The following is an 11,512-nucleotide window of genomic DNA, read 5'->3' on the forward strand; positions in this document are numbered from 1 at the left end:
GACTTCCAGACGATGTTCTACTGGCTGATGAAGTACGTCGTGATCGGACCGCTGGTCAAGGCGGTCTTCCGACCCTGGATCGTGGGGCGCGACAACGTCCCCGCCTCCGGCCCGGCCATCCTGGCGAGCAATCACCTCTCCTTCGCCGACTCGATCTTCCTGCCGCTGCTGATCGACCGGCCCATGTCGTTCCTCGCCAAGAGCGACTACTTCACCGGCCGCGGGCTGAAGGGCTGGGCGACCAAGGTCTTCATGAAGGCGACCGGTCAGATCCCCATCGACCGGTCCGGCGGCAAGGCGTCCGAGGCCTCCCTGAACACGGGGCTGCAGATCCTGGGCCGTGGAGACCTGCTGGGCATCTACCCGGAGGGCACCCGCAGCCCCGACGGCAAGCTGTACCGGGGAAGGACGGGGCTCGCGAGGATGGCACTGGAGGCCAAGGTGCCGGTCGTCCCCGTCGTCATGGTGGACACGGATGCCGTGATGCCGATCGGCACGCGCATCCCGAACGTCATGCGGGTCGGCGTGGTCATCGGGGAGCCGCTGGACTTCTCCCGGTACGCGGGCATGGAGAACGACCGCTACATCCTGCGCTCCGTCACGGACGAGATCATGATCGCACTGCAGCGCCTGGGTGAGCAGGAGTACGACGACGTGTACGCGTCCACGGTGAAGGATCGACTGCCCAAGTCCGCCGTCCGCCGCTGAGCGGCCCCGCCCGTCACGGCGGGATCGGCGCCGACGCGCGGACACTAAGCTGGGTGGATGCATCCCTCGCACCCTGAACTCGACGCGTGGCGCTCCCTTCCCATCAAGCAGCAGCCGCAGTGGCCGGACGGCGAGCGGGTGGCCGAGGTGTCCGCGCAGATCGCGTCGCTGCCACCGCTGGTGTTCGCGGGCGAGGTCGACGACCTTCGCGCCCGCCTGGCGCGAGCGGCGTCCGGGCACGCCTTCCTGCTGCAGGGCGGAGACTGCGCGGAGACGTTCGCCGGGGCCACGGCCGATCAGATCCGCAACCGCATCAAGACCGTGCTGCAGATGGCCGTCGTGCTCACCTACGGCGCATCGATGCCGGTGGTCAAGATGGGGCGCATGGCGGGCCAGTTCGCCAAGCCGCGCTCCAGCGACACGGAGACCCGCGGGGATGTCACCCTGCCCGCCTACCGCGGCGACATCGTCAACGGGTACGACTTCACCGCGGCCTCCCGGCAGCCCGACGCCGGCCGCCTGCTGCAGGGCTACCACATGGCGTCGTCGACGCTGAACCTCATCCGCGCCTTCACGCAGGGCGGGTTCGCCGACCTGCGCGAGGTGCACTCCTGGAACCGCGGCTTCGCGCAGAACCCGGCCAATCAGCGCTACGAGCGCATGGCGGCGGAGATCGATCGCGCGATCAAGTTCATGGAGGCGGCGGGTGCCGACTTCGAGGAGCTCAAACGGGTGGAGTTCTTCACCGGTCACGAGGGCCTGCTCATGGACTACGAGCGGCCGATGACGCGCATCGACTCGCGCACCGGGACCCCGTACAACACGTCCGCGCACTTCCTGTGGATCGGGGAGCGCACCAGAGGCCTCGACGACGCGCACGTGGACTACTTCTCCCGCATCCGCAACCCCATCGGCGTCAAGCTCGGGCCGACCACGACACCCGACACGGCGCTCGCCCTCATCGACAGGCTCGACCCGGAGCGCGAGCCCGGGCGTCTCACCTTCATCACGCGGATGGGTGCGGGCAGGATCCGGGACGCCCTGCCCCCGCTGCTGGAGGCCGTGCGGGACTCGGGGGCCACGCCGCTGTGGGTCACCGACCCCATGCACGGCAACGGCATCACGACCTCGACGGGGTACAAGACCCGTCGCTTCGACGATGTGATCGACGAGGTGCGCGGCTTCTTCGAGGCGCACCGCGCGGCGGGGACCTTCCCCGGCGGCATCCACGTGGAGCTCACCGGCGACGACGTCACGGAGTGCCTGGGCGGCTCGGAGCACATCGACGAGGCCTCCCTCGCCACGCGCTACGAGAGCCTGTGCGACCCGCGGTTGAACCACATGCAGAGCCTCGAGCTGGCCTTCCTCGTGGCAGAGGAGCTCGAGAAGCGCTAGCGTCGGGACTCGCCGGGCGGCCGGCGGCGGGAATCAGCCGCTCACATTGAGCACGATGTAGATCTCGGTTCCCCGGCGACGCATCGATCCGCTCTCCGGGTCGGTGCTCTTGGCCTGCGTGAGGGCGTTCGGGACACCGCTCCAGAACGGCGCGTACGTCGCGGAGAAGCCCGCATCCTTCAGCTTCTTCACCGCATCGTCACGCGTCAGCCCGGCGACGTCGGGAACGGCGAACAGCTGCGGGCCCTTCGAGACCGTCAGCGTCACGGTGTCGCCGGGGCGCCAGCTGCCACCACCGGGACGCTCCGTGGTCTGCGCGATGACGGTGCCCTTCGCGGCGGTGTCACTCCACTCCTCCGGACGATTGCCGTCGACCTTCAGCTCGACGTCCTGCAGCTCCTTCACGGCGTCGTCCACGGTCTTGCCGACGACGTTCGGGACCTCGCCGAGGGAGATCTGGATGAGGGCGTCGTCGTCCTCGAAGAGATCGCAGCCGTCACCGCATCCGTAGGGCTCGCCCCCGGCTCGGGGAGTGATCCGCACGTTCAGCACGAGGCCGCGCTCGAGAGAGGCGAAGTAGCGCTCGACGTCATCGTCGACGTTGACGCCGTTGGCGACCAGCGTGCGGCGAACCTCATCCTCGGTGGAGCCGCTGAGCTTGCCGATGGTGTGTCGGGCGGGGCCGGAGGAGACGATGAGCGTGACGGCGCTCTCCTTCTCGACGCGTTCGCCCGCGCCCGGGTCGGAGTCGATCACATCACCCGCGTCGATGTCGATCGACGGCTTCTCCATCGTCTCCGGATGCAGGCCGGCATCCGTGATCGCGTTCTGCGCATCGGCCAGTGTCAGCCCCGCCACGGGCGGCACCGTGATGAGAGACCCGGGTCCGGAGCCGAACCACCACCCGACGCCGCCGGCTGAGACGGCCAGCAGCAGCACGATCGACAGCAGCAGGGCTCCGCGTGCGCGGCGGCGTGCGGAGCGGCGTCTCAGCCGGGCTCCGTTGTCGGTCTCCGTCTCGGCCGGTGCGACGGGACCGGCGATGACGGCCGTCCCGGGCAGGATCTTGGTCACCGCGCCGGAGTCGTGCTCGCGGGAGGCGGAGTGCGCGGAGGTCCGGATGGGGGTGATTCCCAGCTCCTGTTCGATCTCGCGGAGCCGGTCGAGCATCGCCTGCGCGTTCAGCGGACGCTCGTCGGGCGACTTCTCGGTCGCCCACAGCACCAGCTCGTCCAGCGCCGCGGGCACGCCGGGGTTGCGCACGCTCGGGCGGGGCACCTGCTCGGTGGCGTGCTGGAAGGCGATCTGCATGGGCTGCTCGCCCTGGTACGGCTGCTCGCCGACGAGCATCTCGTACAGCATGATCCCCAGCGCGTAGATGTCGCTGCGCGCGTCTGCCGTCCCGCGGGTGACCAGCTCCGGTGCGAGGTACGCGATCGTCCCCATCAGCTGCGCGCCCGTGGCGGTGTTGGCCGTGGTGGCGCGCGCCAGCCCGAAGTCGCCGATCTTGATGCGCCCGTCCTCGGCCAGCAGCACGTTCTCGGGCTTCACATCGCGGTGCACGATGCCCGCGCGGTGCGCCGCGGACAGGCCGGACAGGATGGCGTCCATGATCGTGACGGTCTGCTGCACCGTCAGGCGCTTCTGCTCGCGCATGAGCTCGCGCAGCGTGATGCCGGGGAGGTACTCCATCACGAGATAGGCGAGGTCGCCGTCCTGCCCCTGGTCGAACACGTTGACCACATGCGGGTCGGCCAGGCGGGCGGCCGAGCGCGCCTCCTGGATGAACCGGCTCTGGAACGCCGAGTCGTCGCTGAGATGGGCGTGCATGACCTTGAGCGCGATACGGCGCTCCAGACGCATGTCGGTGGCGACATACACCGTCGCCATGCCGCCGCGCGCGATGCGCGCGCGCACCCGGTACCGGCCGTCGACGAGCCGCCCGATGAGGGGGTCTGCCGGCGGAGTGCTCACGGGAAGAGTCTATGAAGAACGCGCGCGAGGCTGCGGCAGCGGCTCACCTGCGGGACGTTTCGATCCGCTGACGACACGGTCATCCCAGCGCGGCGACCCACTCGGTCGCCTGCTGCTCCCACTGGCCGTAGCGCTCCGGGTACGCCGACACCTGCACGGTCTGTGCGGCCTGCGTGAACGGCATGTGCTGCCATCCGGTCACGTCGAGCAGGCCGCGGCTGGCTGCGCCGTTGGGGTCGTGCCCACCGCCGTAGAACACCCGGATGCTGCGGTCGGCGTCCATGATCTGCGCGGGCGTCCCCCATCCCTGGCTCGGCCGCTGCTGGAACAGGCCGAGGGAATCGCGGTCGCCGTGGTCGAGGTTGCGCAGCGAGGACTCCACCATGGCCGTCGCCAGCGCGATGGCGATCCCGCGGTCCGGTACGCCGAGTTCGCGCCCGACGCGGATGATGTGCTGGGCGTGCCCGCGCTGGGTGGCGTCCAGGACGGCCCTGCGCTGCGTGGACGCGGGGGAGAGTCGCAGGGTCTGACCCGGATAGATGATGCTCCCGTCGCGGAGTCCGTTCGCCTGCATCAGCACGGCCACGCTCGTGCCGTGCTTCCTCGCGATCCCGAACAGCGTGTCTCCGGCGACGACCCTGTGGGTCTGCGCGGCGGGAGCCGCGGTGGGGGCGGGTCCCGCCGTCGTCGCGCCGGGCACCCGCAGGTGCTGGCCGGGATGGATGAGCGCCGAGTCGCCGAGCCCGTTCGCGGTGATGACGGCGTCGACGGTGGTGCCGTACCTGCGTGCGATCGCGTACACGGTGTCGCCGGGCGCCACGGTGTGCACGGTCGCGGCCGGCGGGGCAGGAGACGTCGCTGCCGCTGCCGCCGGCGCAGCGCCGGGGACCAGTCGCAGCGTCTGGCCCGGGTGGATCACCGAGCGCCAGCCCAGACCGTTCCAGCCGAGCACATCGGCCGGGCGCAGCCCGTGCCGGATGGCGATGCCGGACACGGTGTCTCCCGGACGCACCACGTAGTCGGAGACAGTCGACGCCGGTCGCGACACGGCGGCGCGCGGGGCGGCCGGCCGAGCGGCGCGGGCCTCGTGCGCGCCGACCGAGGCGGGGGCGGAGCGGACGGGCTCCTCGGCCTCCGTGGGCACTGCGGTGAGGACGGCGGCGAGGGTTCCGATCACGGCGGCAGGCGCTCCGAGGCGGAGCGACCGGGCGCGGGCCGAGCGATTGTGCATGAGGATCTCCCTGTCCTTCCTGAGGACACGCTGACACGGAAGTAAAGAGTTGTCAACAGAAGTGGCTGGTGTGACTGGAGGGTCCAGAGTTGCCATCAAGACGAATCCTCGCCGTGAACACCCGTATCGACGGGATGAGATAGTGGTGAGGTGTCTGAGAACGCCCCTGAACCGACCGACTGGCTGACCCTCCCCGAGCTCGCCGAGGCGCTCGGCGAGACTCCCGGGCGTGTGCGCCGACTGCTCGACGAGCATTATCTGGTCGGCTCGCGCCGGGACGGCGCCTTCGCGGTGCCCTCCCTCTTCCTCGTCGACGGCAGGCCGCTGCCATCGCTGCGCGGGACGATCATCGCGCTCCAGGATGCCGGGTTCGACGACGACGAGGTCATCGACTGGCTGTTGGCGCAGGAGGATTCGCTCGGTCGCAGCCCCATCGCCGCCCTGCGGGACGGTCACAAGAGCGCCGTGCGCAGCATCGCCCGCACACTCGCCTGAGATCTGCGCGGCGCCTACGCCGAGCGCGCGATCGCGGCCTCTGCCAGCTCGCGAAGCGTCGCCGCCGCCTCGGCGTCGACCGCGGCGGATGCCAGTGCCTGCTCGGCCCGTGCGCCGTACTCGGCGATCATCTCCTCGATCTGCGCCACCGCCCCGGTGCCGTCGATGAGCGTCTGCAGCGCACGAACATCGGAGGGCGACAGGTCGGGGTCTCCCAGGGCCCGATCGAGCCCGGCCCGGTCGGCTGACGAGAGGCGCTCACGGGCGAGGGCGATGAGAGCGGTGCGCTTGCCCTCGCGGAGATCGTCGCCGGCGGGCTTGCCCGTCACGAGGGGATCTCCGAAGACGCCGAGCAGATCATCGCGCAGCTGGAACGCCATGCCCACGGGGTGGCCGATGGCGCGCAGTGAGGACAGCAGCCCCGCATCCGCCCCCGCCAGCGATGCCCCCAGCAGCAGCGGCTCGATGACGCTGTACCCGGCGGACTTCAGTGATGCGACGCGCAGTGCGCGCTCGAGCAGCACGGCGGGCTCGTTGACGCTCCACGCCGACTCCTCGGTGATGTCCAGCAGCTGTCCGATCGTGACGTCCCGGCGCATGCGCGCGTACTCCGCGCGGGTGGCGGCCGCGTGCGGGTGTCCCCGCAGCGATTCCTCGAGGAGATCGTCGCTCCACGCCACCAGCAGGTCTCCCAGCAGGATCGCAGCGGATCGTCCGAACGATTCGGCGTCGCCGTGCCAGCCCGCCGTGCGGTGGGCGCTCTCCAGCGCGCGGTGCGCGGCGGGGCGTCCGCGTCGGGTGTCGGAGTTGTCGATGAGGTCGTCGTGCACGAGCGCCGCGGACTGGAAGATCTCCAGCGCCGCGCACAGCCCCCAGAGCGCGGAGAGGTCGTCGGACGCGGGCGACGCGGCCAGCCAGCCCGCGTGGCAGAACCGCGCGCGCAGGCGTTTCCCGCCGGAGAGGGCTGCTCCTGCGGCGTCCAGGAACAGGGCGGCGTCCGTACCGTAGCCATCGCCTTCCGCACGGATCCTGCCGAGGAATTCCTCCAGGCGGGCGGACACGGCATCGGGGACGGGGGAGGGGCGCACGATTCCCAGCCTAGATGCAGGAATCGGACGGCGCTCGGCTAGCCGGGCGCCCTGCGCACGGGTAGACTGGGGGGAACGAACCGAGGGGGTTGGACATGCCTCTTTCCGAGCAGGAGCAGCGCATGCTCGATGAGATGGAGCGCCATCTCCTGAAGCATGACGCGGATGTGGTGAGCGCGCCGTCCGGGGACCGTGCGCTCAGCTACCGGAACCTGGTCTACGGCGCCCTGCTGCTGCTTGCCGGCGTGGGAGGGCTGGTGGCCGCGGTCGTCGCCAGCGGCGGCATCGGGCAGATCGGCAGCATCGTGATCGGCGTCATCGCGTTCGTCGCGATGCTCGGCGGGGCCATCGTCGCCTTCACTCCCGTTCGACGTGCGTCCTCCGGAGTCCGCCCCGGTGCGGGACCGCGTCCCGACCGTCAGCGCGACGCCTCCTTCATGGAGCGCATGAACGATCGGTGGGATCGGCGGCAGGACGAGCGCTGACTCGACTTCTTCTCCGAGGAGCCCGGATGCTGAGCATCCGGGCTCCTCGCGTCTCCAGCCGTCGTCGGAGCGTCGAGAGCGGTCCTTCGCCACCCGCCCTCCACCCGTCCTCCACTTCTCCTCCACTGGCCTCCACCCCCGCGATCCGCGTGATTGCGGGGGTTTTCGCGTTCAATCCGTGAGGATCCCGTGAATGGTGCCGATTGATCATATAAAAGTGGAGAGAAGTGGAGTAAAGTGGTGCAAACCTCGGATTGGCCGGATGCAGAGGGGGTGATGGCCGATGCTGTTGGGGACGCACACGCCCAAGCTGGACGACAAGGGCCGAGTCATCCTCCCCGCGAAGTTCCGTGAGGATCTCGCCGGCGGCATCGTCGTCACCAGAGGGCAGGAGCGTTGCCTGTACGTGTTCAGCACCGCCGAGTTCGAGGCCATGCACGAACGCATCCGGCAGGCTCCGCTGAGCAACAAGCAGGCCAGGGACTTCCTACGCATGTTCCTCTCCGGCGCCAGCGCCGAGATGCCCGACAGTCAGAACCGGATCACGATTCCCGGTCATCTGCGCCAGTACGCGGGGTTGCAGAAGGAGCTGGTCGTCACGGGTGTCGGCGCGCACGCAGAGATCTGGGACGCCGCCGCGTGGAACGCGTACCTGGAGGGCAATGAGGAGTCGTACGCAGAGCTGGAGCAGGAGGTGATTCCCGGATTGTTCTGACCACGGCTGTGATGCCTCGCCGCTCCGCCCCGACACACTTCCCCGGTGCCGGGTCGAGCGGAGAGGAATCAGAGCCGGCGGTCACGGGAGAAGATCATGAGCCTCCGCGACATCCACACGCCGGTCCTGCTGGACCGCTGCGTCGAACTGCTCGCCCCCGCTCTTGCGGCAGACGGGGCCGTGCTCGTCGACGCGACGCTCGGCATGGGCGGGCATTCCGAGGCGTTCCTGGAGCGATTCCCGGGCATCCGGCTGATCGGGCTGGATCGCGACACCGACGCGCTGGACATCGCGCGCGAGAGGCTCTCGCCGTACGCGGACCGGATCACGCTGGTGCACAGCGTCTACGACGAGATCGGTCTGCATGCCCACGGCGCGTCGGCGATCCTCTTCGACCTCGGGGTCTCCTCCCTGCAGCTCGACGAGGCGGAGCGGGGCTTCGCGTACTCCCAGGACGCGCCACTGGACATGCGCATGGACCAGACCAAGGGGCGCACCGCCGCCGCGATCCTCGCCGAGTACAGCGAGGGTCGGCTGCGCAGGATCTTCGAGCGCTACGGCGAGGAGAAGCTCGCCGGCCGCTACGCCCGCTTCATCGTCGAGGCACGGCAGGAGCGTCCGCTCCTGCGCTCCGGGGAGCTCGTCGATCTGCTCATCGCGGCCACCCCCGCCGCGGCGCAGAGGGCGGGGCATCCGGCCAAACGCGTCTTCCAGGCGCTGCGCATCGAGGTCAACTCCGAGCTGAGCGTGCTCGCCGACGCCATCCCCTCCGCGATGGACGCGCTGGCCGTCGGCGGTCGCATCGTGATCCTGGCGTACCAGTCGCTGGAGGACCGCCTCGTCAAGCAGGCCTTCGCCTCCGCATCCGCCTCCACCGCGCCCGCCGGGCTCCCCGTCGAGCTTCCGGAGCATGCGCCGCGGTTCCGCATGCTCACCCGGGGGGCGGAGACGGCGGGCGAGGAGGAACGCGCACGCAACCCGCGCGCCATCCCCGCCCGCCTGCGCGCAGCGCAGAAGCTCAGGGAGACGACATGAGCGTGCTCGACGCCCTCGCACCGCAGCGGGTCGAACCGGCACGGAAGCCGGAGCGACGGCTTCGGGCCGTCACCGGGCGCGTCGCCAGACGGCGCCCCAGGCTCGCCGGAGCCGTGCTGGCCGTCGGCGGCGCCCTGGCCATCGGCGCCGCCCAGATGGCGATCTCCCTGGCCTCCACGCAGGACGCGTTCGTCCTCGCCGGGCTCAACGTGCAGCAGCACGAACTCACCCTGCAGAAGCAGGCGCTGGAGGACGAACTGGCGGGCGTGAGCTCGCCGCAGGCCCTGGCTGCGAAAGCGGATGCCATGGGGCTCGTCGTCGTCGGTTCGCCCTCCTACCTGCGCCTGAGCGACGCCACCGTGCTCGGTGACCGCGCCGGTACGGGGTGGATCTCCACCGTCACGCCCAACGGCTCGACGAGAGTCGGCAACGCGCTGCTCGCACCGCCGCCGAGCGAGACGCCCGCGGAGGCACCGGAGGAGACGGCGACTCAGGAGGACCCCGACCGGCCGCCCGTCCTCACCGACGGCCTGCCCTCACCGACCACCCGTTAGACCCGTTCAGGATGGAGACCGCCGCATGACGACACGCGCAACACGCGGGACACGACGGCGCACGGTCGTCGCGCTCGCCGTGATCCTCGCGGTGCTGTCCGCCTTCATCCTGCGTCTGATCGACATCCAGGTGGTGCAGGCCGACGACCACGTCGCCGACTCCCTCGGCAAGCTCAGCAGCTCCACCACCATCCCCGGTGCGCGCGGTGACATCGTCGATGCCGAGGGCACGGTGCTGGCCTCGGACGCCTTCGTGTACGACGCTCAGCTGGATCCGAAGCTCATCCACCAGTACGAGACCGAGACCGATCCGAGGAAGAAGCCCGAGCTGTCCTGGGACCAGGCCAGCGAGAAGATCGCCGGGATCGTCGGGATGACCGGAGACGAGGTGCGGGGCATCGTGGCGGCGGCACTGGAGAAGAACCCGAACAGCCGGTACGCCAAGCTGAAGAACGGACTGTCCACGGAGCAGTACCTGCAGCTGCGGGACCTGCGTCTGGCCTACCTGCACAACGCCTCCCGGGCCATCCGGGTGTATCCCGACGGCGCCGTGGCGGGCAACCTCGTCGGCTTCCTCAACGGGGCGGGCGAACCGCAGTACGGCATCGAGCGGATGGACCAGTCCTGCCTGGCGGCCAAGAACGGCTCGACGACGTACCGGCGCGGCCAGGGCGGTGTGCGGGTCCCCGGCAGCGAGCGCACCGTCCCCGCCGTGGACGGCGGCACGGTGCGGCTGACCATCGATGCGGATCTGAACTGGTACCTGCAGCAGATGATCGCCGAGGAGGCGCAGCGCCAGGGCGCGCGGGCGGGCAGCGTCACCGTCGTCGAGGTGAAGACCGGGAAGATCCGCGCCGCGGCGGAGTACCCCTCCGTCGACCCCAACGACGTCGACACCGTGCCACAGGAGTTCTGGCGCTCGCACGTCTTCTCCGATGCCTACGAGCCGGGGTCGACGTTCAAGGCCATCACCGCCGCGACCGTCATCGATCAGGGCAAGGCGACGCCGCTGTCGCATGTGACCGCCCCCGCGCACATGGTCTTCCCCAACGGGGCGGTCATCAACGACGCCGCCCCGCATCCGGTCTACGAGTACACCCTCGCCGGAGCCATGATCGACTCCTCGAACGTCTCGCTGTCGATGTTCGGCAGCAGAGTCGACCCCGGCACGCGCGAGGAGTACCTGCGGAGCTTCGGGGTCGGAAGTCCCACCGCCGTCGACTTCCACAGCGAGGCCGCCGGGATCCTCGAGGACTCCGCCAAGTGGGACAACCAGTCGCTGTACACCACCACCTTCGGCCAGCACTTCACCGTCACGCCCGTGCAGATCGCCGGCGCCTACCAGGCCATCGCCAACGACGGCAGGAAGATCGACCTGTCCCTGGTCGAGTCCTGCACCGACGCCGACGGCACCGTGCACGAGGCCGCCGCGCCCGAGAGCAGACGCATCATCAAGTCGGAGACCGCGGCCGATGTGCGCCGGATGCTGGAGAACGTCGCCGTGCAGAGCTCGAACGCCAGAGCCGTCAAGGTTCCCGGATACCGGATCGGCATGAAGACCGGGACGGGGGAGAAGCCCGACGGGCACGGCGGGTACAAGAAGGGCGTGTACTTCACCAACATGGTCGGCATCGCCCCGATCGAGGACCCGCAGTACGTCGTCGTCGTGACGCTGGACGAGCCGACTAAGATGAGAAGCTCCGCCGCAACCGCCGTCGCGTTCCAGCAGGCGGTGACCCAGGTCATGAAGACCTATCGCGTGCCACCGTCCTCGAAGCCGATGGGCGAGCTGCTTCCCAAGTTCAACTAGCCGGCGTTCCGCCGCGCATGGA

Annotated in this window: 11 protein-coding genes; 8 read left to right on the forward strand and 3 right to left on the reverse strand. The window is 69.9% G+C overall.

Going from position 1 to position 11,512, the window contains the following annotated elements; genetic code table 11:
* Nucleotides 1-12: 12 nt before the first annotated feature.
* Both ABD770_RS11650 and ABD770_RS11655 read left to right on the forward strand, forming a co-directional pair.
* Entirely contained in the window at nt 13-708 is a 696-nt protein-coding gene (locus tag ABD770_RS11650) for a lysophospholipid acyltransferase family protein (protein ID WP_344819726.1), read from the forward strand.
* A gap of 57 nt (nt 709-765) precedes the next feature.
* Nucleotides 766-2,103, forward strand: coding sequence for a class II 3-deoxy-7-phosphoheptulonate synthase (locus ABD770_RS11655; RefSeq protein WP_344819727.1), 1,338 nt, complete (start codon nt 766-768; stop codon nt 2,101-2,103).
* Between the two features lie 33 nt (nt 2,104-2,136).
* On the opposite strand, the gene pknB is transcribed toward ABD770_RS11655, so the two are convergent.
* On the reverse strand, nt 2,137-4,077 hold the full coding sequence (gene pknB, locus ABD770_RS11660) for a Stk1 family PASTA domain-containing Ser/Thr kinase (protein ID WP_344819728.1): 1,941 nt from the start codon (nt 4,075-4,077) through the stop codon (nt 2,137-2,139).
* A gap of 79 nt (nt 4,078-4,156) precedes the next feature.
* Nucleotides 4,157-5,308: a muramidase family protein gene (locus ABD770_RS11665; protein ID WP_344819729.1), complete on the reverse strand. Its 1,152-nt coding sequence runs from the start codon at nt 5,306-5,308 to the stop codon at nt 4,157-4,159.
* 150 nt (nt 5,309-5,458) lie between these two features.
* On the opposite strand from ABD770_RS11665, the gene ABD770_RS11670 reads away from it, so the two are divergent.
* A complete protein-coding gene (locus ABD770_RS11670; RefSeq protein ID WP_344819730.1) occupies nt 5,459-5,803 on the forward strand; it encodes an Rv2175c family DNA-binding protein in 345 nt (114 codons plus the stop codon).
* A 14-nt stretch (nt 5,804-5,817) separates the two neighbouring features.
* Here the strand turns inward: ABD770_RS11670 and ABD770_RS11675 are convergent, their stop codons facing one another.
* Nucleotides 5,818-6,891, reverse strand: a complete 1,074-nt coding sequence (locus ABD770_RS11675) for a polyprenyl synthetase family protein (RefSeq protein ID WP_344819731.1) — start codon at nt 6,889-6,891, stop codon at nt 5,818-5,820.
* A gap of 95 nt (nt 6,892-6,986) precedes the next feature.
* Between ABD770_RS11675 and ABD770_RS11680 the strand changes: the two genes are divergently transcribed.
* The 5 genes from ABD770_RS11680 (at nt 6,987) to ABD770_RS11700 (ending at nt 11,490) form a co-directional block, all read left to right on the forward strand.
* Complete coding sequence (locus ABD770_RS11680; protein ID WP_344819732.1) at nt 6,987-7,376, forward strand: DUF3040 domain-containing protein; 390 nt, start codon at nt 6,987-6,989, stop codon at nt 7,374-7,376.
* Between the two features lie 283 nt (nt 7,377-7,659).
* The gene (gene mraZ / locus ABD770_RS11685; RefSeq protein WP_344819733.1) at nt 7,660-8,091 is read left to right on the forward strand and encodes a division/cell wall cluster transcriptional repressor MraZ; all 432 of its coding nucleotides are present in this window, start codon (nt 7,660-7,662) and stop codon (nt 8,089-8,091) included.
* A gap of 96 nt (nt 8,092-8,187) precedes the next feature.
* Nucleotides 8,188-9,126 (forward strand): 16S rRNA (cytosine(1402)-N(4))-methyltransferase RsmH, encoded by a 939-nt coding sequence (gene rsmH, locus ABD770_RS11690; protein WP_344819734.1) that lies wholly within the window; start codon nt 8,188-8,190, stop codon nt 9,124-9,126.
* Complete coding sequence (gene ftsL / locus ABD770_RS11695) at nt 9,123-9,680, forward strand: cell division protein FtsL (protein ID WP_344819735.1); 558 nt, start codon at nt 9,123-9,125, stop codon at nt 9,678-9,680. Before rsmH ends, ftsL begins: the two co-directional genes overlap by 4 nt.
* Nucleotides 9,681-9,705: 25 nt before the next feature.
* On the forward strand, nt 9,706-11,490 hold the full coding sequence (locus tag ABD770_RS11700; RefSeq protein WP_344819736.1) for a peptidoglycan D,D-transpeptidase FtsI family protein: 1,785 nt from the start codon (nt 9,706-9,708) through the stop codon (nt 11,488-11,490).
* The last annotated feature ends 22 nt before the right edge of the window (nt 11,491-11,512 follow it).

The sequence above is a fragment of the Microbacterium soli genome, assembly GCF_039539005.1.
Classification (GTDB): Bacteria; Actinomycetota; Actinomycetes; order Actinomycetales; family Microbacteriaceae; genus Microbacterium; species Microbacterium soli.

Bases quoted from the DNA above. Each gene is read 5' to 3' on its own strand.
- ABD770_RS11650 (WP_344819726.1), top strand. From the start codon at position 13: ATGTTCTACTGGCTGATGAAGTACGTCGTGATCGGACCGCTGGTCAAG.
- ABD770_RS11655 (WP_344819727.1), top strand. From the start codon at position 766: ATGCATCCCTCGCACCCTGAACTCGACGCGTGGCGCTCCCTTCCCATC.
- ABD770_RS11665 (WP_344819729.1), bottom strand. From the start codon at position 5,308: ATGCACAATCGCTCGGCCCGCGCCCGGTCGCTCCGCCTCGGAGCGCCT.
- ABD770_RS11680 (WP_344819732.1), top strand. From the start codon at position 6,987: ATGCCTCTTTCCGAGCAGGAGCAGCGCATGCTCGATGAGATGGAGCGC.
- mraZ (WP_344819733.1), top strand. From the start codon at position 7,660: ATGCTGTTGGGGACGCACACGCCCAAGCTGGACGACAAGGGCCGAGTC.
- rsmH (WP_344819734.1), top strand. From the start codon at position 8,188: ATGAGCCTCCGCGACATCCACACGCCGGTCCTGCTGGACCGCTGCGTC.
- ftsL (WP_344819735.1), top strand. From the start codon at position 9,123: ATGAGCGTGCTCGACGCCCTCGCACCGCAGCGGGTCGAACCGGCACGG.
- ABD770_RS11700 (WP_344819736.1), top strand. From the start codon at position 9,706: ATGACGACACGCGCAACACGCGGGACACGACGGCGCACGGTCGTCGCG.